At 39.3% G+C, this 23667-nt stretch carries 22 protein-coding genes and 2 riboswitches; of the genes, 19 read left to right on the top strand and 3 right to left on the bottom strand.

Going from position 1 to position 23667, the window contains the following annotated elements; genetic code table 11:
* Window positions 1-184 precede the first annotated feature (184 nt).
* From M3204_RS15895 to M3204_RS15880, 4 genes are all read left to right on the top strand, one after another.
* A complete protein-coding gene (locus M3204_RS15895) occupies window positions 185-571 on the top strand; it encodes a hypothetical protein (RefSeq protein WP_251483568.1) in 387 nt (128 codons plus the stop codon).
* Window positions 572-753: 182 nt separating this feature from the next.
* Window positions 754-1137 (top strand): hypothetical protein, encoded by a 384-nt coding sequence (locus M3204_RS15890; RefSeq protein WP_251483567.1) that lies wholly within the window; start codon window positions 754-756, stop codon window positions 1135-1137.
* Window positions 1138-1560: 423 nt separating this feature from the next.
* Window positions 1561-1815: a hypothetical protein gene (locus M3204_RS15885; RefSeq protein ID WP_251483566.1), complete on the top strand. Its 255-nt coding sequence runs from the start codon at window positions 1561-1563 to the stop codon at window positions 1813-1815.
* Window positions 1816-1975: 160 nt separating this feature from the next.
* Window positions 1976-2386 (top strand): hypothetical protein, encoded by a 411-nt coding sequence (locus tag M3204_RS15880; RefSeq protein ID WP_251483565.1) that lies wholly within the window; start codon window positions 1976-1978, stop codon window positions 2384-2386.
* Window positions 2387-2468: 82 nt separating this feature from the next.
* Here the strand turns inward: M3204_RS15880 and M3204_RS15875 are convergent, their stop codons facing one another.
* On the bottom strand, window positions 2469-3242 hold the full coding sequence (locus M3204_RS15875) for a FixH family protein (RefSeq protein ID WP_251483564.1): 774 nt from the start codon (window positions 3240-3242) through the stop codon (window positions 2469-2471).
* Between the two features lie 153 nt (window positions 3243-3395).
* Here M3204_RS15875 and M3204_RS15870 point away from each other — a divergent pair, with 153 nt between their 5' ends.
* From M3204_RS15870 to M3204_RS15840, 7 genes are all read left to right on the top strand, one after another.
* The gene (locus M3204_RS15870; protein WP_251483562.1) at window positions 3396-3899 is read left to right on the top strand and encodes a GNAT family N-acetyltransferase; all 504 of its coding nucleotides are present in this window, start codon (window positions 3396-3398) and stop codon (window positions 3897-3899) included.
* 140 nt (window positions 3900-4039) lie between these two features.
* A complete protein-coding gene (locus tag M3204_RS15865) occupies window positions 4040-4591 on the top strand; it encodes a DUF3231 family protein (protein ID WP_251483560.1) in 552 nt (183 codons plus the stop codon).
* A 373-nt stretch (window positions 4592-4964) separates the two neighbouring features.
* On the top strand, window positions 4965-6473 hold the full coding sequence (locus tag M3204_RS15860) for an FAD-binding oxidoreductase (protein WP_251483557.1): 1509 nt from the start codon (window positions 4965-4967) through the stop codon (window positions 6471-6473).
* Entirely contained in the window at window positions 6463-6996 is a 534-nt protein-coding gene (locus M3204_RS15855) for a hypothetical protein (protein WP_251483554.1), read from the top strand. The genes M3204_RS15860 and M3204_RS15855 overlap by 11 nt, the downstream gene beginning before the upstream one ends.
* 127 nt (window positions 6997-7123) lie before the next feature.
* Window positions 7124-7948, top strand: coding sequence for a lipid II flippase Amj family protein (locus tag M3204_RS15850; RefSeq protein WP_251483551.1), 825 nt, complete (start codon window positions 7124-7126; stop codon window positions 7946-7948).
* Window positions 7949-8047: 99 nt separating this feature from the next.
* Entirely contained in the window at window positions 8048-8548 is a 501-nt protein-coding gene (locus M3204_RS15845) for a GreA/GreB family elongation factor (protein ID WP_251483547.1), read from the top strand.
* Window positions 8549-9043: 495 nt separating this feature from the next.
* Entirely contained in the window at window positions 9044-9769 is a 726-nt protein-coding gene (locus M3204_RS15840) for a phosphatase PAP2 family protein (RefSeq protein WP_251483544.1), read from the top strand.
* 55 nt (window positions 9770-9824) lie between these two features.
* Here M3204_RS15840 and M3204_RS15835 read toward each other — a convergent pair whose 3' ends face one another.
* Window positions 9825-10676 carry a patatin-like phospholipase family protein gene (locus M3204_RS15835; RefSeq protein ID WP_251483542.1) on the bottom strand — a complete coding sequence of 284 codons (852 nt, stop codon included), beginning with the start codon at window positions 10674-10676 and terminating at the stop codon, window positions 9825-9827.
* 350 nt (window positions 10677-11026) lie between these two features.
* Window positions 11027-11211: riboswitch (cobalamin riboswitch) on the top strand.
* Window positions 11212-11365: 154 nt separating this feature from the next.
* On the opposite strand from M3204_RS15835, the gene M3204_RS15830 reads away from it, so the two are divergent.
* Genes M3204_RS15830 through M3204_RS15820 form a run of 3 tightly spaced genes read left to right on the top strand, consistent with a single transcriptional unit; the run spans window position 11366 to window position 15150 of the window.
* Window positions 11366-11830: an acyl-CoA thioesterase gene (locus M3204_RS15830; RefSeq protein ID WP_251483540.1), complete on the top strand. Its 465-nt coding sequence runs from the start codon at window positions 11366-11368 to the stop codon at window positions 11828-11830.
* A 17-nt stretch (window positions 11831-11847) separates the two neighbouring features.
* Complete coding sequence (locus M3204_RS15825; RefSeq protein ID WP_251483538.1) at window positions 11848-14079, top strand: ribonucleoside-diphosphate reductase subunit alpha; 2232 nt, start codon at window positions 11848-11850, stop codon at window positions 14077-14079.
* A gap of 33 nt (window positions 14080-14112) precedes the next feature.
* Window positions 14113-15150, top strand: coding sequence for a ribonucleotide-diphosphate reductase subunit beta (locus M3204_RS15820; protein ID WP_251483535.1), 1038 nt, complete (start codon window positions 14113-14115; stop codon window positions 15148-15150).
* A 774-nt stretch (window positions 15151-15924) separates the two neighbouring features.
* Here M3204_RS15820 and M3204_RS15815 read toward each other — a convergent pair.
* Complete coding sequence (locus tag M3204_RS15815) at window positions 15925-16650, bottom strand: MurR/RpiR family transcriptional regulator (protein ID WP_251483534.1); 726 nt, start codon at window positions 16648-16650, stop codon at window positions 15925-15927.
* A gap of 246 nt (window positions 16651-16896) precedes the next feature.
* On the opposite strand from M3204_RS15815, the gene M3204_RS15810 reads away from it, so the two are divergent.
* The 5 genes from M3204_RS15810 to M3204_RS15790 all read left to right on the top strand — a co-directional run bounded on the left by M3204_RS15810 (window position 16897) and on the right by M3204_RS15790 (window position 23654).
* Entirely contained in the window at window positions 16897-18333 is a 1437-nt protein-coding gene (locus tag M3204_RS15810; protein ID WP_251483530.1) for a glycoside hydrolase family 1 protein, read from the top strand.
* Between the two features lie 280 nt (window positions 18334-18613).
* A riboswitch (SAM riboswitch) is annotated at window positions 18614-18725 on the top strand.
* A gap of 199 nt (window positions 18726-18924) precedes the next feature.
* Window positions 18925-19944, top strand: a complete 1020-nt coding sequence (locus M3204_RS15805; RefSeq protein ID WP_251483527.1) for a BMP family protein — start codon at window positions 18925-18927, stop codon at window positions 19942-19944.
* 225 nt (window positions 19945-20169) lie between these two features.
* Complete coding sequence (locus tag M3204_RS15800) at window positions 20170-21708, top strand: ABC transporter ATP-binding protein (RefSeq protein WP_251483524.1); 1539 nt, start codon at window positions 20170-20172, stop codon at window positions 21706-21708.
* Window positions 21674-22750, top strand: coding sequence for an ABC transporter permease (locus M3204_RS15795; RefSeq protein WP_251483521.1), 1077 nt, complete (start codon window positions 21674-21676; stop codon window positions 22748-22750). Before M3204_RS15800 ends, M3204_RS15795 begins: the two co-directional genes overlap by 35 nt.
* Window positions 22737-23654, top strand: coding sequence for an ABC transporter permease (locus tag M3204_RS15790; RefSeq protein WP_251483518.1), 918 nt, complete (start codon window positions 22737-22739; stop codon window positions 23652-23654). Before M3204_RS15795 ends, M3204_RS15790 begins: the two co-directional genes overlap by 14 nt.
* Window positions 23655-23667 lie beyond the last annotated feature (13 nt).

Here is a 23667-nt window from a genome sequence, read left to right as displayed (position 1 = left end):
TAACTATGTCTTCACGTAGCCATTTGTCCAGAATCCACTCCTTTTAATTTAGAAATATATATCCATGGAGGATGAAATCCTGCGAATAAGCGAGCATTCGTGAGTAAACCGTATTAAACTGAGGGAGGTGAAGAAGAAGCTTTTGATAGAGGAATAACCATCTATATATAAAGGGGGTAATACGTTGGTTCAAAAGTTTTTTTATGTCTTGATTGCATTAGCATTCTTTACGATTAATGGATGCTCTAATGGAGGCGAAACAACGGGAGTATCAATTGATAGTATTGATGCTGAAGAAGTTTTAACATTGGACCCTAATGCTGATATTTTTCAATATGATGGAGTAATCTACAAAACTAATATCGATTGGGTTGAAGAATTGTCTTTAACAAAAGAAGTTCAAATCGGTGAAATAAAAACAAGAAATGATACTAATACTGATTTCAAAGATGAAACGGCGAATAAACTTCCAGTTGGGGCAAAGATTTTCTCAGCCAAGGAAAGAGGAGATATTTTAATCGTTGAATTAGAAGGAGAAATTTTGAAATACCTAGCAATTGTTGAAGGATAATCAATTAAGAAATTATTAAAAAATGTTCTGAAACAAATGGGTGGGTTAATCCAGAAAGGATTATCCACCTTTTTTGTTGAACATCTTATTGAACAAACGAAGCAGTAACCTTTAAGAAGAATATTGGATTTTTGTGGTGAAAACGGTGGAGTTTTCAATTAGTTTAAAAAAGGGGTGGTATTGTGGGATTATTTCTTTATTACTTAGTAACATTGATAATTATTAGTGTGGTTTCGTATTTTTTATTTTTAGTTACTAAGAAACTTAGTTTTATAAAATTACTACCAAGTTTTTTTGTATATCTATTAGGAAGTTTTATTATTTCGGGTATCTTTGTTTATTCTTATTTCTTTTCAGAAGGAGAATATGTTAATAGAGGTATTGCTGGTGCATATATAACAGTATTATTTGTTTTAATTGGTAATGGAATAGCTTATGTATTAACTCATTTCTTCAGGGTTAAAAGATATGCTGCCTTTTCTGGGATGTTTTATATTTCATTACCCTTTATAGGGTTATTTTACATTATCGCTTTTATCGTGATAGCAACTACATTCAATTTATAAATTTTCATTAACAATTGTTTAGCTTGTATAGGAATAGAATCCTTACCCAGCCAAAGGTAGCGTTCCTTAATAAAGATAACTTTGTGAAACAATGTACTTAAACTACCGGGTGCTTTAGGTGAATAATACATTAAGAAGAAACGCTCTGAGCTTACTCAAATTCGGAGCGTTTTTATATGCTAATTATAATGCGGTTTTAAGGTCAATTGAAGGGTTAAATCCATTGTGGTTTTATCTATTGTTGGTAATTTTAGACTTCACCCCCACTTGATATTAAAGAAAATCTCTTTGTTTAATTTACTTTTGGAAGCTCAATACTTCTGAGATAAATGTAAGAATTATTATTTATTAATTAATTATAGGACTGGTTTTCAGATGGTAAAATAAAGGTGTAGGATATTTTGTTCTCCTGGGGGTGAAGAGTTGGGTACCAATGAAAAGCTGCCTTTTAGCCGAGGGAAAAGACTGCCTTCAAAACGTGTAATAAAAGCAAGAAATGAAATGCGCATTGCCCATTTGTTACACGAATTTTTTGAAGATGATCATGATTGGTCAAAGGAAAAGAAGCTTAATCTTCCACGTACAACCACTTCACAACTTAGCAAAAAGAGCAAATCCAAACAGTCAAATCGCAAACGAATGCTCACTCGAAAAAACGGTCAGGAAAATTACTTCTGATAAGTTGTCACCCTTCCTTATTTGATATACTCCCGCACTAAGACTTCTTCAATCAATGGAACCTTATACTTATTACTTAATTGGCTGCCATTGTTGGCGGCCTTTTTAAAATGAAACTACAAGCTGGAAGGAAACGTCTTATTAGAAAAGAATTCTATACATGAAGAGGATTTTATATGAAAAGGGATTTGCTTTAGTTGTATTATTTATTTTCATTGTGATTGCTGTTGTTTACATCGATATCGAGCCGGCTGGTTTTGACTTAACCATCAAAAATGATACGGCAGAGGAAATCACAGACCTGTATATCACCTACAATGAGATGACTGAAGAGATTAATATTCCGCCTATTGCTCCTGGAGGGGAATATAAATTAACCGTCAGACCCACAGAAGAGTTTGGTGAGAATTCAATGACTATGTATTACTTGGATACCGCCGGCATAAAGCGGGAAGAGACCATTTTTGGATATTTTGAAGAGGGATATTACGGGGAAGCGACAATCATATTAAACACCATTGATCAACAAGGCGTAATCCAGATGACAATAAGTGAGAAGATGTTTGATTGAAGGATGAAAATTCAATTTGAACAAAATGAAGGGGCAGGGTAGAAAAAGTAAAGAGCCCTTCCTGCTGGAAGGACTCTTAGGGTTATTTTATTTCAACTGAAACGGTGGTATGGTCATGGATATCACCTTTTTCAACATGGATCTTAAGGTTATATAAACCAGTTGAAGTAAAGGTATAGGGTATTGCATACTTCGCAGATGAAACTTCGGTCGCATCAAAATAGTCATGTTGATGCTGATTTTCTTTCCAAATTTCGAATCTTACTTTTGCTCCTTCTAGTGGCAGATCATTGCTTTTTAAATATAAGGTTAATTCCGTTTCCTCATTTACCTTATATGGGACGTGATTGTCAAACTCATACTCTAATTTACTTGCGTGATCATGTGAGTGATCTGAATGATCATTGTGGTGAATACTTTGATCATTTTCTGTAGCTTTGTCTGTTTCTTCTTGATCATTGGTATGGTTAGCTTCTCCAACGAGGATTTCTTTACGAGGCATACTGTGCATCCTGTTTGCAGTAACATGTGCCACGATATAATATTGTCCTTCATCTTTAAATGTTTTTTGTATGGAATATACACCATCTTTTTGATGTATTCCCTGCATCATTTCTGGCTGATGATCACCAGCTTTACTGATCTCAAATTTCACCTCATCGGCATTGGTTACTTTATTTTCACCTTGGGTTACTACGGCCTCTATTACCGTTTCTTGATTAACTGGAATACTGTCTTCCGTTTTTATAGCTACTTCTAATAACTGAGGTACAGCATCATCCTGTTGCTTTTCTTCTTGTGCACAAGCCGAGAGGATAATAATTAAAGAAGTAAGCAAAGTAATTAGTTTTTTCATCTGTTATAAACTCCTCGAATAAAGTGGTTTTTAAACAATATTACTATGAAAATGTGATAAATGTGTGAAGCACAAATTTCTTGATGTTAGTAATGAAGAAGATGTTGCTCGCAACAATTGATTTTGTAAATTAATTTTATAAGTGAGGGTACTATGGAACATTCCATTTTGATTGATGACATGCTAAATGAAAATTGGGAACGGGTTCGTGATATATATCTGGAAGGAATAGCAACTGGAAACGCAACGTTCCAAACAGAAGCTCCACTATGGGAGGATTGGGATCGTGGGCATATAAAGAAATGTAGATTAGTCGCAACTATAGGAGATAAGGTTGTCGGCTGGGCTGCGCTCAGTCCTGTTTCAGGTCGACCGGTTTATTCTGGGGTGGCTGAAGTAAGTATATATGTCAGTCCAAGCAGTGCAGGTATTGGAGTGGGAAGCATACTTCTAAACGCATTAATCGTTCAAAGTGAGCAAAATGGTTTCTGGACCCTTCAAGCTTCCATCTTTCCCGAAAATACAGCAAGCATTAAAATCCATTTGAATAACGGATTCCGGGAAGTTGGCAGGCGAGAACGAATTGGTAGAAGGGATGGAATTTGGCGGGATACAATTCTTTTGGAAAGAAGGAGTAGTATAGCTGGAATAAACTAAAATGAAATGTTAACTGTTTTTACTAGATGAAAAAATGATTAGTTTTAAGGATAATGCATTTGCATTTCCCCAAACCAATTCCATTTTAAAGGGATTATTTTACATATGTTATGGAATGATAACTTAAGAGGAGGTGTAAAATGTCTAATCCATTTGAAGCGATTTGGAGTATGCTAAAAATATCAGTAGATACAACAAATGAGCCTAAATCTCCATTACATATCATTGAAGCTGGAGACTGTTGGACATATTTAACCTTAATGGAAGAGTTTATTCGTTACGAGGAAGCGGCATTAAATACGACGACTGATGATGAAGTCAAAGAAATGTTAAATGATGTGATTCAATTATGTGAATCACAAGTACAAAGTTTAAAGAAGTTTATGAAGAAAGAAGGTATACCCTTACCAGATTCAACAGCCGCAAAGCCAAATTCAGACCCAAATGATATTCCTTTAGGAGTAAAGTTAACGGATAGTGAAATTGCAAATGGTGTTGCATTTAAGTTAGTTACATGTTTGCAGGCTTCTTCGAAAGGACAAGCTGACTCTATTAGAGATGATGTCGGGATCATGTGGTTGCAATTGTATCTTGAATGGGCTATGTTTGGAACAACATTAAAAACACTTATGCGGAAACGGGGATGGCTAAAAGTTCCACCTTATTACTATCCTCCTGGTTCACCACAATAAATACTTAATTTACACCTTAGTGTTGGGTTTAAGGGTTATTACTCTTTTTTGATGCAGGATTATTGAAAATTATATTATCTTCTTGAACTAATGGACCTCTTTTGAAGGTCCGTTATTTTTTTGTTGAGAGCTGCTTTCACGTTGATTGTTTCTTTTTGGACTGAGAGGCCCTATAAAAACCAGGTAATATCTAAGAAATATACCTATTATGATGACAGAGCAGCAGAAAATTTTTATCTTCAACATCAAAGGCCATATAATCCAGTAATTTGATTAGTCAATTTGATACGCAAAAATTAGATTGAAATATTATGGAAATGCCATATAATGTTATTAAAAGTGTAATATTACACTATGCAAGGAGGCTGGATTAGTGAAGTTATTACCTATAAAGCTCCAGAAACATGCGCTACATAAAAATCCATGGTTTCTCGGATTGATTGTCTTCATGTTTAGTGTGTGGATAGTACTTAACATCCCAATTGAGAAAAGAAAATATGGTCTCTCACAGAGCAATCTGACAACAGATTATACCGGCCTGCTCCCTGAACGGATTAAAGGCATAGTTAAAGCAGGGGACCGCACAGAATTGCAAAGGATTGTAAAGGAAGCAAACAAAAATGGTCATCATATCTCGGTTGCTGGTCTGCAGCATTCACAAGGTGGTCATACGTATTACAAAGATAGCGTCGTTTTGGATATGAAGACATTCAATAAAGTATTGGAAATTGATGAACAGTACAAAACGGTAAAAGTAGAAAGTGGAGCTACATGGGGAGATGTCCAAGCAGCCATTCAGCCTTACGGGCTGGCGTTAAAAGTCACACAGTCACAGTCGATTTTTACTATAGGAGGGTCACTGTCAGTTAATGCTCATGGCCGGGATATCCGTTTTGGGCCAATGGCGGGAACAGTGAAGGAAATGACCATCCTGACCCCGACTGGAGAAATTAAGACAGTAACGAGAAATGACTCTGAGGAATGGCTGAAGTATGTGTTGGGTGGTTATGGATTATTTGGGGTCATTTTAGATGTCACGCTGGAATTAACGGAAAATGAAGTTTACACCATTCACACTCGTGTACTTAATATTAAAGACTATGAATCTTATTTTTCCAACCTGTTAAGAAACGATGACACAGCCATGCATTATGCAAGAGTAAGTGTTGCTCCAAGTACTTTTTTAGACGAGATGTACATAATCGATTACAAAAAAACTGGAACACAGGATAATCAAACACCCCTCAAAGAAGAGCACGGTGCCCGGATTGGTAAAATGGCAATAGATCTTGGCCGGAAAGGCGGGAGTTGGGAGGACCTTTTTTGGGAGAATCAAAAGCTGCTGATCAAATCAATTGACGGCGATAAAATTACCAGGAATAACGCAATGCGTGGTAATTCTGCATTTATGGAATATACGAAACCTAGCCGCGTTGAGGTACTGCAGGAGTTTTTCATTCCAGTCGATCAGTATGAAGAATATATTAGTGATTTAAAGAATATGCTCCCGGACAATGATAAAGATGATGATTTTAAGATTCATAACATTACAGTTCGCTACGCACCGAAAGACAACTACACAGGTTTGAACTATGCCAAAGAAGATATGTTCGGACTTGTCGTATTAATTCAGCATGGATTACAAGAAAATGAGATGGATAATGCTGAAGCCATTATTCAGAAATGGACTGATTTAACCCTGGAATATGGAGGCTCTTATTACCTTCCATACTACCATTATCAATCGAAAGAACAATTTCAGCGGTCGTATCCAGGATGGGGAAAGTTCCATCAAGAAAAATTAAAGAGAGATCCAAATGGTTTATTTCAAAATATCTTTTACAACTATTATTTTATAGAAGGAGCATCACATGAAAAATAAGAGTGAACGGTACATCCCACTCGTTGTTTCAGTCGGCCAGGTTGCGATTTTTCCATATTACATCATCTGGTTAAAACAAGCTTCTATTACATTTACCTTATTCGCATGGTTATTTGCCGCATTTTCTTTTACCGCGGCCTTAGGATACCGTATCTTTCAAAGTAAAAAAAACACCTCTTCGTTCATCCCGTTTATTTATATGGGAATGGGATCTTTGTATGTATTAGTAAGCATTCTAAGTAATTCCTTTGAATTTCTTCCTTATATTGCGCTCCTGATTCAGGTTATCCTCGGCTTTTTACAAGGTTACTATCATGCTTGGCATATTGAACGGAAAGCCTACCGATTGCACGCAGTTAATCATTATCTGCTAGTCGGCTCGGTAATGGTAGTGCTTTCCTTTGTGAAAATTCTATCACCTGTAATCATCATTTCTGCCTTTGGAGGTGTTTTATTCATGATCGGATTCGGGTTAGCTTGGGTGACCCAAGTAACATGTATAGAGTTAGATGATGTAAAGTAAGTTTGAGGAATAAAAAATTATAGTCAAAAGCTGTCATACCATGGCAGCTTTTTTGTTATTTTATATATAGAGTTTTTCATAATTGTTATAATAGGATAAAAATAGAAAATCGAAAGAAGTGTGTCGTGTGGATTTGATTACTACTAAAATCATATTCATTTCTCTTTTCATCATCATTATACACAGTATTGAAACACTGGCCTATGCGGTCAGGCTTTCGGGATCGAGGGTTAAATTGATTGCTTCCGGATTGTCTTTATTCAGCATGATGGTGATATTTTCGCGAATGGCGAATATGATGCAGCAGCCGTTTACCGGCAGTATAGTGGATACTGCTCCTGAAGAAAATATTTTACAATATGTTGAGGATCAATACAGGGTGTTAATAGGTGCCTCAACAGTAGGAACCATCATCGGGATATTATTATTGCCAACCTTCGTCGCGATATTTTCGAGAGCGATCGTCCATTTGGCGAATGAACGTGGTTCAATAGCTTCTGTGCTAAAAATAGGTTTGTCTAGAGAATATTTCAGAAGAGGGATGAAGCATCTCCGCCTTCCCAGGTTATCATACATAAAAGATATTAATTTCAAGGACGTCCCGAAGCGGCTGTTTATTTTCAATATGTTTGTAACGGCTATTTATACAATCGGAGTTTTATCAGCTCTTTATGCATCATTGCTGGAGCCTGAACGATATGGATCGGCCATTATGGCATCTGGTCTAATAAACGGTGTGGCTACGATTCTTTTATCCATGTTTATTGACCCGAAAATTTCGGTCCTTGCAGATGACGTCGCGAATGGAAGAGGGAACTACTCCACGTTAAAAGGAATATCGATTTTAATGATTTCATCAAGGCTGATTGGAACGTTGATTGCACAGCTGTTATTTATCCCAGGTGCGCATTATATAGCCTGGGCTACCAAGTTTTTAGTTATGTTTGAGTAAGATGAAGATTTTTTATAAAATGGCTGTGTTAAGGTTTTTCTTAAGACCATTCTTTGTTCATGACTGCTAGAATGAATCAAAACATTTAAGGAGTATATAATGTCAGTTAAAATCACACCCAATGGAGAGCAATTGGTACTTCAACAAATAACTAAATTGGAACAAGATTTAAAGCAAGTTCGTATTGATAAAAATATTGCATTTAATGCTTGTGGTGATGATAAATTAGCTAATCCTAATTTTCATAAATTAGAGCAAGATGAACGGATATTAGAAGAACGCATTCGCGAAATCCAACATACGTACAAGACTGCTGAATTGATTAAGTTTGATGAGCGTAATACGGAAAAAGTCGATATCGGCTCGATCGTGAAGTGCTCGTTCGAATATCCAGATTTTACGGAAGAAGAAGTATATGAAATTGTCGGATATGGTGAATCGAATATAGAGGAAAATAAAATCTTCTATGATACACCAGTAGCTATGAAGTTGATTGGTTTGAAAATGGGCGAGGAAACTATTATGTCAGTTCCTTCGGGAAAAGTGAAATGCAAAGTTTTAAAGATGTATAGTGGATGGGATGAAGTAGAGATTTTATAAAAATGAAGCAAAGGGACGTAAGCAAAGGGACGTACCCTTTGCTTCTTTATTGTAATTCAGCACAGAAGATTTTAATTAAAAAAACGAAAGTATAAGACCGGTCTCATCCAATTCAATCAGTTTCCGATACTCGCCAATAAAAACCAACAGTGCACCTATCACGAGCAGTCCCGTACCTAGGACAATAATACTTTGAGATGAATAGCTTTCCATAAAGTACCTACGGTTTTTTCTACTATAACAATGCTTAGAAAAAATTTATGTGTTATGGAGAGTAATCCTGAATTTCAGTTACAACAGGGCTAATTTTTATCTTACTGATGAAACTTAAGAGGGAAATGACTAGGAAGCTTTTTTATTGTTGCGACAGGGAATTGGAGGTTTTGAGTGGTTATTCGGGAGCACAAGAACCGTCCCCATGCTTCCATGGGTTTTAAATCAAAAATCGAGGATAAAAGAGAGGTGAGGAATTTTTTTTGGAATGGGTGATTAAATTTGGAACGTAGCATGGAAAAGAAAATGAGAAAAGTCGGTTTTCCGGTTCTGCTCGTGGCCGCAGGTATTGGACTATCTATTTTATTTATATACTTATTCACAGAAGTAGCAGAGGAAGTGCTGGAAGAAGAGGTCAAGGGCTTCGATAATGCGATTATCAGTTTCTTTAAGTACATTGAAACCGGTACGCTTGACCAGGTAATGGCCTTCGTGACGGAACTCGGCTCGGTCTGGTTTTTATCATTGTTATCGACCGTCACGATTATCTTGCTTTGGGTTAAAAAAAGAGATAGGTGGGGGATTTTGTTTTTCATTATTGGAATCGGCGGAGGCGGACTTCTGACTAAGATCCTAAAATTTTATTATGAAAGAGGACGACCTTCTATCAATCCTGAATATGATGCCGTAGGCTATAGCTTTCCAAGTGGACATTCGATGGGTTCGCTGATTTTTTATGGTTTCGTAACCTATTTTATCGTGCGTTCGGAAAGAAGGAAAACGATTAAATGGATGGTGTCAGCAGCTGCTGGCATATTGGTCCTATGGATTGGAATAACCCGCATTTATCTCGGTGCCCATTATCCCAGCGATGTCATCGCAGGCCATTTAGCGGGAGCCATTTGGCTGATTCTGTCGATCCTGGCAATGGAATGGGTGACATGGCAGCACGCAAACTCTGTTAGGCCGATTAAAGCGGTCCGGAAATTTTTAGCGCAATTCTTGTAAACTAGTCGGATACAAAACCCCTTTCCAGCCTTAGGAAAGGGGTTTTTGCAATGAATTAGCAGCTCACCCAATCAACAAGACGTTCGAAATCTTTCTTTGCATCTGCATATCCAACCTCATACAACTGCGTCAGTTTTTCTGGATTTCGCTCTACCCGGCCTACTTTAAGGTTTCTGGAAGGCCTAATGACATACACCTTGTTCTTTGATTCAAGTTCCTCTATGTAATCAAGTGTTTCATTATACAGTTGATAGCGAGTTTCGAGCGCTCTGTTTAATCCTTTGAATTCTTTATAAACGTAATGGGGAAGCCAGGTAAAGGATGATTTCTTCTTTCTGTATCCCTTTGGCTTTGTTAAAATAACCACGTTCTTTTGAACCCCATCAACTTGAGCTTTTTTGATTGGAATTGGATCGGCAATTCCGCCATCCATCAGGATCTTTCCCTGGTGTTCGATGGCTGGGGCCATGAATGGAAGGGTGCTTGAAGCCCTGATAATCTTGAGAATATCCTGAGTGATATCGTTCTTTTCAAAATAGATAGGTTCTCCAGTAATACAATCCGTCGTACCGACGAGAAATTTTTCCGCGGCACTGTTGAAGGTTTCGAAGTCGAAAGGAACGAGCTCAGTTGGAATCTTGTTAAATATAAAATCCATACCGAACAATTCTTTTTTTAGAAAGAGATTGCGATAAGAAATATAATCGCGATGCTTTACATAGTCGATTGTCACCTGGCGATTGCGTCCTGTTTGTCTAGAGACATAGGAGGCACCATTACAAGCTCCAGCAGATACACCAATGATATAGGGGAAAAACAATTGCTTCTCCAAAAAATATTCCAAAACGCCCGCGGTATAGACACCCCTCATGCCTCCACCTTCAAGTACAAGGCCACTATTGTACACTTCGATTCCCCCCTGATTCTCTACTTTTGTTTTATAGTCTAGTTATAGATAATTGTTAAAATTTAGTCTATCACATAGATTCAGAATTTGTACAAAATATAATTTTGAAAAAGTAAAAAATAGTTTGTTTAGCCTGTGCTAAATCATAAAGGAAATATGATCGAATCGAGCTACTTGTTTCGTACTGAAGAATGAAGCTTAAATTATTGGATACGTATTCTTACAACAGAGGTTAAAGGGAATTTTTCATGATGAAGAAAAAAATGGTTGAATTTGTAGCCGCGGTCATTTATTATCTAGTAATATAACACGATATATTGTGTTTGTTTTTGAAAGATTAACTACATATTGAATATACCGGTAAATATGGTGCCTGAAAAAGGCTTAATAGGGAATCTGGTTAAAGTCCAGAACTGTTCCCGCAACTGTAAGTGCTGACGAAATAAGTATTGACCACTGTCTAACAAATAGATGGGAAGGACTTAAAGTAGGGTGAAGCACAAGTCAGGAGACCTGCCATGTTTATACGTATTATCTTCTTCGGGAATTGGGAGGGTAAAACGAGGATCATTGAGTGGACTCTCTATATTTATTAGTCTATTAGTCGATCAGCGTTTATGAAACCCATCCTTCGAGATGGGTTTTTTTATTTGTCCCGAAGAAGCTTCAATTGAAAAGGAGCATGAACTATGGAGTCAATATCATCGGATGTGTCTAGAACGATTCAAACTCATTTAGTGTTACCGCCAGACACGAACCATATGGGAACGATTTTTGGCGGAACGGTCTTAGCCTATGTGGATGAAATTGCGGCAATAGCTGCAATGAAGCATAGCAGGAAGGTGGTTGTTACGGCATCGATTGATCGAGTTAATTTCTTATCGTCCGCAGTGGTTGGAGATATTCTAACGCTCGAGGCATTTGTCATCTCGACGGGCAGGACTTCCATGGAGGTATTTGTGAAAGTGGAAAGTGAAAACCTTGAGACAGCCAAAAGGACGTTAACGACAACCTCAATCCTTACGATGGTTGCCAAGGATTCAAACGGCGTCCCAGTACCTGTTCCTGGTGTTATTCCACAGACGGAAGAGGAGAGGGATCTTTTTAAAACAGCGGAGGAAAGAAAGCAGCGACGATTGGATATCAGGAATTAAAACTAGGAGGTAAAACAATGTTAATGAAAACGAAAAGAGAAAATGCCACTGTATTTATAAAAGATATCGAACAACAGCATCCGGAAATTGATTTTACAGACTTTAAAGAAAAGGTTTTTAAAATATTGGAATACAAGGATATGTCAATCGTTCAGCTTGAGAATTTGCTGATTTTAACAGGTGTAGAAAGAATCAGCAGTCTAGAACCAGGGTGGACATACGTTGCTGCTAAATTGTACTTGAAAAGGCTTTATCGACTTAGTTCAGACTCGAGAAAAACGAATGAAGCTAAAGGTTATGGTTCTTTTTACGAATTGATTAACACACTGGTCCAAATGGGAATCTATGAAAGTAAGCTGCTAAAATCCTACTCAAAGGATGAAATCGACTTTCTTGAAACAGTGATCGACCCTGAAAAAGATCGGTTGTTTACATACATAGGCCTTTTGACAATGGCAGAAAGGTATTTAGCCAGGTCCCATCAAGGTGAATTTCTGGAGCTGCCACAAGAGAGGTTCATGATCATTGCCATGACATTGCTGGCAAATGAGCAGACAGAGAAACGAATGGAGCTAATAAAAGAAGCCTATTGGGCTCTCTCGAATCTATATATGACAGTGGCGACGCCAACTCTCTCAAATGCAGGGAAAAGCTATGGACAATTGTCGAGCTGCTTCATCGATACAGTTGAGGATGATTTAAGGAGCATTTATGACTCCAACACCGACGTATCAACATTAAGCAAAAATGGCGGCGGCATTGGCATCTACCTCGGGAAAATCAGAAGCCGCGGTAGTGATATTAAAGGATTCAAAGGGATAAGTTCAGGAGTCATTCCCTGGATGAAACAGCTGAATAATACAGCCGTCTCAGTCGATCAATTAGGCCAGCGGCAAGGAGCCATCGCCGTCTACCTTGATGTCTGGCATAAGGATATCTTTCCGTTCCTTGATGCGAAGCTTAATAATGGCGATGAAAGGCAAAGAACGCATGATTTATTTACAGGTATATGCATTCCGGATTTATTTATGGAACAAGTTGAGAAACGAGGAGACTGGTATCTGTTTGATCCCCACGAAGTAAGGCGGGTAATGGGTTTTTCTCTTGAGGACTATTTCGATGAAGTACGTGGAGCGGGATCATTCCGTGAAAAGTATTGGGCGTGCGTGAACCATCCAGACTTATCACATGAAGTGGTTCCCGCCATTGAAATCTTCAAATCCATTATGGTTTCGCAGCTTGAGACGGGTACTCCTTACATGTTTTATAGGGATACGGTTAATCGCCAGAATGCTAATCACCATAAAGGGATGGTTTATTGCAGTAATCTTTGTACAGAAATTACGCAAAACATGAGTCCAACAGTTCTTGAAGAGGAGACAGTAAAAGATGGCAAAATCATTATTTATAAGAAACCAGGGGATTTTGTCGTATGTAATTTATCCTCCGTTTCCCTGGCGAAAAGCGTGATGGATGATGTTTTGGAAAGATTGATCAATATTCAAGTAAGGATGCTCGATAATGTCATAGATATAAACGAGATTCCTGTCCTGCAGGCTCAAATAACCAATAAAAATTACCGGGGAATAGGGCTTGGAACGTTTGGATGGCACCATCTTTTAGCTTTAAAGGGAATCAAATGGGAAAGTGACGAGGCTGTATCCTACTGTGATTCTTTGTATGAGGAAATTGCTTACTTAACGATCAAGGCTAGTCAAGAATTAGCCAATGAAAAGGGCAGCTATTCATATTTTGAAGGTTCAGACTGGTATACTGGCGCCTATTTTACCAAGAGAGATTACACTTCGCCAAGTTGGCAGGAATTAATGAAAAAGGTAAAACAAATGGGAATCCGGAATGGCTATTTAATGGCTGTGGCGCCAAACTCTTCAACTTCGATTCTTGCAGGTTCAACAGCTAGCATAGATCCAGTATTCAGAGTCGAGTACTCAGAAGAGAAGAAGGATTATAAAATCCCGGTCACTGCCCCGGATCTCTCGCCAAAAACAACCTGGTATTATAAATCTGCCTATAACATCGATCAGCATTGGAGCATAAGGCAAAATGCAAAGCGGCAGCGGCATGTTGATCAATCAATATCCTTTAACATTTACGTAAGAAATGATATCAAAGCAAAGGCTCTTCTCGAACTTCATATGGATGCCTGGAAATCCGGGCTGAAGACGACTTATTATATCCGCTCCACTTCCGGCAGCGAAATAGAGGAATGTGAAAGCTGCCATAGCTAAAGAACTAGATTACCAGGATGGAGGATGAAAAAAATGAATGACCTTAAAAAGAGATCACTAATTGACGTCGATGCACCAAACGCTTCGACAGGAATCATTAATGGCCGGAGCTCCAATATTTTAAACTGGGATGATGTCCGCTTTCCCTGGGCTTATCCAAAGTATAAGAGAATGCTAGCAAACTTTTGGACTCCTTTTGAAATCAATATGTCAAAGGATATCAAACAGTTTCCTGCTATGTCGGAACGAGAAAAGGATGCATTCTTAAAAATCATCGGGCTGCTGGCCTTGCTTGACAGCATCCAAACGGACTACGCCGGAAGAGTGGCTGACTATTTGACTGATTCAAGCTTGAACGCACTTATGATAATTTTGGCACAGCAGGAGGTCGTCCATAACCACTCATACAGTTATGTATTATCAAGCATCGTACCAAAAGCAAAGCAGGAGGAAGTGTTTGATTATTGGAGAACAGAGCCTATTTTAAGGGAGAGAAATGATTTTATTACCAATGGGTATAAGGGATTTGCCGAGAATCCAAATGTCGAAAACTTATTGTATTCCATTGTGTACGACGTCATCCTCGAAGGCCTATTCTTTTATTCAGGGTTTGCGTTCTTCTATAACCTCGCCCGGAATCAAAAAATGGTCGGTACAAGCACAATGATCAATTATATCAATCGTGATGAACAGCTGCATGTTGGGTTATTTGAAAAGATCTTTAAAGAGATTCTAAAAGAAAACCCAGAATACGATACGCCAGATTTAAAAGAGTTTGGCACAGCTACCTTCAGTAAAGCCGCAGAACTCGAGATTGACTGGGCCAGGCATATTATTGGGCACGAAATTGATGGGCTGCTTATTCCTGAACTTGAAGCATATATAAAATTCATGGCCAATAAAAGAGCTGAACAATTAGGATTCCAGGCACCGTTCGATGGATATAGGACGAACCCATTAAGATGGATTATTGCCTATCAGGAAGTCGATCTTGGAAAGACAGACTTTTTCGAGCAAAAATCGAGACAATACACGAAAACATCTGATGCGAATGGATTCGACGAGCTCTAAAAGCAAAGTATATAAAAACAGTGCATTTCATTGTTGAAATGCACTGTTTATTACACTTTATTCCTTTATATGACCTTAATCCCAAAATCCCGTTTGGTTATGTAATATAGAAACGGGACACATAAAAAAGAGATATGTGCCCGGTTTGGTGATGAAATGTAGAAACGGGGCACATAAAGAAGACAAATGTGCCCGGTTTGATGCGGAAATATAGAAACGGGGCACATAAAGAAAAGATATATGCCCCGTTTGGTGATGAAATGTAGAAACGGGGCACATAAAGAAGGCAAATGTGCCCGGTTTGATGCGGAAATATAGAAACGGGGCACATAAAGAAAAGATATATGCCCCGTTTGGTGATGAAATGTAGAAACGGGGCACATAAAGAAAAGATATGTCCCCGGTTTGGTGATGAAATGTAGAAACGGAGCACATAAAGAAGAGATATGTGCCCGGTTAGGTGAGGAAAGAGAAGAACAGGTCACTTTCCTAACACACAATCAGCTTTCAGATTGATCGGTGCTGTCTTGATGGGTTATTCAGAGGAAGTTGGAAAAAGATTCATTAAAGAAAAGAAGATGCAGGGGCCACGAAGCGAAAATTTTGATGTACTAGAAACGGGGTACACGATTCAAGTACATCAAAAACATAACAACTGTATTACTTGATTTTCCTAAGGAATGATTTTACACATAATACTGGGCTTGACTGAATTCCCTGACACTTGAGTCAAATAAATTCTTTTTCTGTCCCAAGAATTGTTTAGTCAAACAATTAATGAGTAAGTTTATATATATATCGAGCCATGGATTCCAGAATATAAACAACGGGTACTTGTGTAGTGATGTTCGCTTCTTCAAAAAATTCCTCGGTTACATAATAAGGAATATTAATATCAGATATTTTTGCGATGGTTGACAATTTATTGTTAGTGATACTGATGATTTTACTGCCTTCTTGTTTCAGCTGATTTAGATGATCAACCGTAAAATTAGTTTCTCCTGACACTGATAAAGCGATCGTCACACTGTTAGAACGAAGTTTCGCGTGAATCGGAAAGTGTGGGTCTTTAATATATAACGAAAATGTACCTAAGCTTGAGAAGTATCGCGCACCGTATTCGGCAAGTATTCCAGAGCTTCCGATTCCAATGAATATAACATTTTCAGCCTGAGTAACAAGACTTGCAGCTTCCCTGATTTTTTCCTCGATATCACCTTTTAACGTCCGCTCAAAGAATTCTTCAACCGAATGATGGGAACTTTTTATTATCGTTTTTTTATTCTCTTTTAATTGCAGTTTCAGCTTAACTTTAAATTCTGAAAAACCCTCGCAATTAATTTTTCGGCAAAAACGTAAAATCGTTGCAGTCGATACATGGGTTTCATCAGCTAATTCACGGATTCTCATATAAGCGACTTTCTCGCTGTTTTGACTTATATAGTTATATAAAGACGTTTCTGTCTCATTAAAAGAAGCGATCATTTCATTTGTGAACATAATTGGGAACTCCTTCTAACATTATTCAGAAAAACTCATCCTTTTTATTTTAACATAAATACGATAATGGAAACGCGGTGTTACATCTTTGTAACTGGTTACTACTGTTGTTATTAAAAACAAGATTCTCTAGCCATATTTACTATTGTACTAGGTGTAGTTATGATTCAATTAAGGTCTTTAAGGGCTCTTATAAAAAGGGGTTAATAAGCCATTATTAACTTGGAAAGAATCGGAGGTAATTAAATGAATAAATATCAATTCCCTGAAGGTTTTTTATGGGGCGGGGCTACAGCTGCCAATCAGATGGAAGGCGGCTTTAAAGAAGGGAATAAAGGTTTAAATATAGCCGATGTTCTTCCTGGCGGGAAAGAGCGATATGACATATTGTTGAATCCGGGTTTTGACTTTGAAATCAATCACGATAAATACACCTATCCAAATCATGAAGCTATTGACTTTTATCATCGGTATAAAGAGGATATTGCCTTGTTTGCGGAGATGGGTTTCAAGTCATTCCGGATGTCGATTGCCTGGACACGGATTTTTCCAAACGGCGATGAGTTAGAGGCAAATGAAGAAGGATTGGCTTTTTACGATCGTGTGTTTGATGAATTGCACAAACATGGTATTGAGCCAGTTGTAACCATCTCACACTATGAAATGCCTCTTTACCTTGTGAAAGAATATGGCGGCTGGAGAAACAGGCAAGTGGTTACGTTCTTTGAAAGATATGTGAATGCGATATTTAATCGTTACAAAGATAAAGTTAAGTACTGGATGACTTTTAATGAAATCAACAGTGGCCTGGTGATGCCGATCCAGGGACTTGGATTTTCGATTCAAAAAGAAGAGGATAAATATCAATCTACCTTCCAGGCATACCATCATCAATTTGTGGCCAGCAGTATTGCTGTAAAAAAGTGCCACGAGATTATTCCAGATTCCAAAATAGGCTGTATGATTCTTTTCGCGCCTGTATATGCCTTTGACAGCAATCCAGAAAATGTACTCTATTCCCTTCAGGAAGAGCAATTGTTCAATTATTTTTGTGGAGATGTACAAGTACGCGGGGAGTACCCAGCTTTCATTAAGCGCTACTTTAAGGAACACAATATCAAATTGGAGATACAAGATGGCGACCTTGAATTAATCAAAGAAGGTACTGTCGATTATGTTGGTTTTAGCTATTACATGTCCCGGACCGAAAAGAAAGTGAAGTCACCTGAAGAAGCGTCTCAGGGGAATATTATTGGCGGCGTGAAAAATCCATTCCTACAAGCAAGTGACTGGGGATGGGAGATTGATCCGGTCGGATTAAGGATTTCTTTAAATAAACTATATGACCGATATCAAATCCCTCTCTTTGTCGTGGAAAATGGTCTGGGGGCATATGACAAGGTAGAGGAAGATGGCTCCATTAATGATGACTATCGTATTGATTACCTTCGAGAGCATGTCAGGGCAATGGGTGAAGCCATTGAAGATGGAGTTGAGCTTATGGGCTATACAAGCTGGGGATGCATTGATATGGTAAGCATGTCTTCGGGGGAGTTCTCAAAACGTTATGGTTTCATCTACGTTGATAAACATGACGATGGCAGTGGAACCCTGGAACGGAAAAAGAAAAAGTCCTTCTTCTGGTATAAGGATGTCATCGCAACTAATGGTGAAAAAATATAGTTTCTTGGCTATGGCTAATTTAAAGAGGTCTCCAATTTATCATGTTTCACTGACTTTTGGAGACCTGTTTTTATATAATCATTTATAAAATTAAACTCTATTGAGTTATATCGGAACGGCCAATGAACTCAAATTTTCAGTCGAATAAAGAAAATAACTTTATTGTTTTAAAGTGAAAAAGTTTTTTTATCAAATAGCTTGAAACTTTAAAATTTTTCGTTATAATAAATCTAAGTTTACAATATCATTGTGTTACTAACCATAAAACTACATATCTATTTCCTTATCAAGAGAGGCAGAGGGACTGGCCCTATGACGCCCGGCAACCGCTATTTTTTACAAATAGAATGGTGCCAAATCCTGCAGGACATATTTGTCCTGAAAGATGAGGAAGAGTGAACTTTTGTTCGTTAAACCTCTTCCTTTTTCTGTGGGAAGAGGTTTTTTAATGGGTAATTTAGGTTAAATACGAACGATAAAACTATTTGCGGTTAAATCATACGCTTTTTATTGTATTGTTGGAGGTAATCATGTAAGTTAGTAACATACATATTGTAAAAAAACGAACAATTAATTTAGGGGGAGTACATCATGAAAAAACTATTGGCTTTGTTTGCATTACTATCAGTTTTACTTGTAGCTGGATGTGGAGCTGAGGATTCATCAGGAGCAGAAAATTCAAAATCGAAGGATGACAAGAAAAAAATCGCACTTGTTTTACCAGAAAAAATTGGGGTAAACCCTTTCTTCCAGCAGATGGACGAGGGAGCAAAAGAGGCTGCAAAGGAATTTGGCGTGGAAGTGAAAACAATTGAATCGACTGATCATTCCGCGATTGAAGAAAATCTTCGCGTAGCTGTCGCAGAAAACTATGACTTGATCATCACTTCTTCTTTTGAATCTGAGGATGCTTTAAAGAAAATCGCTACAGAAAATCCAGACCGCAAGTTTGCGATCATCGACACGGTTGTCGACCTGCCAAATGTACAGAGCGTAAATTTCCGTGAATACGAAGCAGCTTTCCTGCTAGGAGCAGCAGCGGGACTTTCTACTAAAACAGACAAAGTCGGAATGGTTGCAGCGATGGACATTCCGCTTTTGAAAAAATGGACAGTTGCGTTTGAAGAGGGCTTAAAAGAAACCAATCCAGATGCTCAGTTCCTGGTAAACTATGTCGGAACCTTTACAGATCCAGCCAAAGCGAAGGAGCTGGCATTCCTGCAAGCATCAAAGGGTGCTGATTTCATCGCTGGAGCAGCGGCCGTTGGAGATCTTGGTGTGTTTGAAGCAGCAAAGGAAAAAGGCTTCTTTACAGCAGGGCAGGACGTGGATCGCACTGAAGTTGATCCAGAGCACGTCGTTCTTTCACAACTTAAGGGAACAGATGCTGCAGCCTATGAAACAGTAAAAGCATTTGCAGAAGATTCCTTCAAGGCAGGAGTTGTTGAATACGGTCTTAAAGAACAGGGTGTTGGATTGACATATGTTACTCATGAAAGTAAAACTCCATTGAATGATTTTGTAGGCCAAGAAGTCATTGACCAGGTTAAAGCACTTTATGAAGAGATTATTTCCGGTAAAAGAGAAATTAAAAATCCATTAAACAATTAATCTTTAAAAAGGCTGTTTTCGCAGAGATTGTTGTTTTTCGAACTAAGTTTTCTTCCCGTATATCTCATGACTTCTAGCTCTTTTCGAGGAGATCAGGGAATGCATGAAAACTCGTAATACTTTTGCTTGTGAAAGCAACAAAGTTTTCGAAAAGAGCCTTAACAATTAAACATGAAGCCGACTGCGTATGTAGTCGGTTTCCATTTGTACCGGGGAGGGAAGGCAATGACCTACCGCTTAGAAATGAATGACATGACGAAGAAATATGGTGATTTCCTTGCTAACGACGGAGTATCGATTAAGCTCAAAAAGGGTGAAGTACTAGCGATTGTCGGTGAGAACGGAGCGGGAAAAACGACGTTAATGAGAATGCTTTATGGACTTGAGCAGCCAACAAGTGGTGAGATTTTCCTGAACGGTAAGTCCGTTCATTTTACAGGACCTGAAGACGGAATCGAACATGGTATTGGCATGGTTCATCAGCACTTCATGCTCTTCCCTGACTTTACAGTAGCGGAGAATATTGTCATTGGCAGGGAGCCAAAAAGCTATGGCTTTTTTAATAGAAAAGCAGCTTCAGAAGCAGTGCAAAAGCTTGTTGAACAGTACCGGATTTCCGTGAATCCTGCCAGGAAAGCCGGTGACTGCTCAGTGGGTGAACAGCAGCGAATCGAAATTTTGAAGGTATTATATCAAGGAGCAGATATTATCATTCTTGATGAGCCGACTGCTGTATTGACGCCTGCTGAGGTTGATGAACTTTTAAACACAGTGAGGTTCCTGGCCAGCCAGGGGAAAAGCATTATTCTAATTACCCACAAGCTGCGCGAAGTCATGAAGGTGGCTGACCAGATTACTGTCCTGCGCAATGGACGGGTAACTGGTCAAGTAAAGAAAGCAGAAACAACAGCAGATGAACTCGCTCAATTGATGGTCGGCAGGGAACTGCAGGAGCTTTCCGAAAGGGACCAGCTTGAGGGAGCTCCGCTTCTCGAAGTTAAAGAAATAACGATAGGAATCAATAGCTCAAAACCTGTTTTGGACAATGTCTCATTAATGGTTAACCGAGGAGAAATCCTGGGCATTGCCGGGGTGTCTGGCAATGGTCAATCGGAACTCATTCAGGCTATTTCCGGATTGAAAAAAGTAGATGCAGGCTCCATCCTTTTAGACAGTAAAGATGTTACTGGTACAACAGTAGCCTTCAGAAGGAATGCTGGGATTTCACATATCCCTGAGGACCGTTATCTTTGGGGAGCGGCTAAAGAAGGATCTATAGTTGATAACGGATTGATGGGCTATTACAAGCAGAAAAAGTTTAATAGAAATTCAGTTCTATTAAAAAACGCTTTTCGCAGCAAAGTTAGCGGATGGATATCACGTTTTGAAATTAAGGCTGCATCAATGGATGATCAAGCAGGCAATCTATCCGGCGGTAATTTGCAGAAGCTGATTGTTGCACGCGAGCTTGGTTTTGAAACAGATTTCCTGATTGCAGCAGAACCTACGCGCGGTGTCGATATCGGAGCGATGGAATATATCCATGAAGCGCTTTTAGCTAAAAGGAACAACGGGGATGGGATATTGCTCGTCTCATCGGAACTATCTGAAATCATGGCATTGTCTGACAGAATCGCCGTCATGTATGAAGGTAAAATTGCTGGATTGCTGGACCGGAAGGATGCAACAGAAGAAAAGCTGAGTGTGCTTATGGCAGGAGGAAAAGAGAATGAAGCTTCAAAGAATACTGCAGCAATCGTTTAAGTCATTAGCACAGCCCCTGCTAGCCGTATTGATTGGCATACTGACCGGGGCGCTTGCCATCAGTTTTATCGGCGAGTCCGTGTGGGATACATACAAAGTCATGTGGAATGGAGCATTCGGCAGCTTTTATTTTGTTACCGCGACGCTTGCCCGGGCAACGCCAATTATTTTTATCGGAGTAGGACTGGCACTTGCATTCCGTGCCGGTGTGTTTAATCTCGGTGCAGAAGGCCAGATGGTTTTAGGAGCAGTCGCTGCAGCACTTGCTGCTCTCTTTATTCCAGGACCTGGAATCGTCAAGATTCTTTCTGCACTGGCAGCAGGAATTTTGGCAGGAGGACTCTGGGCGCTCCTGGCTGCATGGATGGAAGCAAGATTCAAAATCCAATTATTGATTTCAACGCTTCTATTAAACTATGTGGCAGTATTATTCGCAGGCTATCTAGTGGCACAGCCTTTTCAGGATAAAACAGGCTCAGCCGCTCTGGCACAGACATCGATGCTTGGCCAGGCTGCATGGCTGCCAAAGCTATTTCCGGGAATGAGCCTCCACTTTGGTTTTATCATGGCAATCATATGTGCAATAATCCTATATTTCATTCTGCGGTTCACTTCAGCGGGATATGAAGTCCGGATGCTGGGTCACAATCCTTTCTTCGCCGAATACGGCGGAATCAACAAAACGAAGGTGCTGTTTGTCAGCATGTTCTTCAGCGGTGGAATTGCCGGACTTGCAGGAACGGCCGAGGTTCTTGGTTCACAATACCGTTATGTGGAGGGAGCGCTGACAGTGCCTGGCTACGCATGGACTGGCTTGATGGCTGCCCTGCTGGCAAACTCGAATCCCCTTGGGACTGCTGTTGCAGCGATTTTGCTTGCTGCATTGCAAACAGGGGCGATGGGAATGGAACGCAACACGGAAGTACCATTGGAAATAGCCAGTGTCATCCAGGGAGTGTTAATTCTCTTCATCTCGGCAAAATTCACCTTCAACTGGTGGAATCTTCGAAAGAAAGCAGGTGCAGCCAATGGATCTGTTTGATTATTCCTTGTTCATATCAGCGATTAGAATGGTCAGCCCGATTTTGCTGGCAGCGCTTGGCGGAGCCTTATGTGCGAGAGTAGGGATTTTTAATGTCGGATTGGAAGGACTCATCCTGGCGGGAGCTTTTTCAGCAATTGTCGGCAATCATTACAGCGGCAGTGTTTTCGTTGCAGTCTTAAGTGGAGCGGCAGGAGCAGTCCTGGTCTCATTGCTTTTCGGCATCGTTACGATTAAATTCAAGGCAAATGCAATTGTAGCAGGGATAGCAGTCAACTTCCTTGTACTTGGACTTACGACATTCTTGTTGAGGGCGCTTTTTGATGTAAAGGGAGCTTATTATGATAAAAACATGGAGGGCCTCCCTAAATGGGACATTCCATTGATTGAACATATTCCGGTAATCGGCAAGCTGATATCAGGGCACTCGCCATTAGTGTACATAGCCTTTTTAGCAGCGATCCTTCTCTATGTTTATCTATATAGAACCGTTGCTGGATTCCGTCTCCTGGCAGTCGGAAAAAATCTCTCCGCTTCAAAAAGCATGGGGTTAAAGGTGACTGCGATTCAATATGGTGCTGTTCTGATGAGCGGTGTATTGTGCGGATTGGCTGGAGCACAGCTTTCACTGGGCCAGGTTACGATGTTTACTGAGGGTATGACAGCCGGAAGAGGATTTATTGCCCTTGTTGCGATGATGCTTGGACAATCTCATCCGATTGGAATTTTAGGTTCGAGTATGCTGTTCGGGCTCATGGATGCACTCAGCGTCAGGCTCCAGGGATTCTCTGTGCCAACTCAATTTACAGCGATGCTGCCATATTTGATCACGATCATAGCGATGTTCTTTTTGAAGGATAAAGGTTCGGATTCACAGCTGTCTGGACAGCAAAGTACAAGATAGGAGGATGACAGGA

This window comes from Mesobacillus subterraneus (assembly GCF_023715485.1).
Taxonomy (GTDB): Bacteria; Bacillota; Bacilli; order Bacillales; family Cytobacillaceae; genus Mesobacillus; species Mesobacillus subterraneus_B.
The sequence above is the reverse complement of the archived record's forward strand: the minus strand, read 5'-3'. Positions and strand labels throughout refer to the sequence as shown.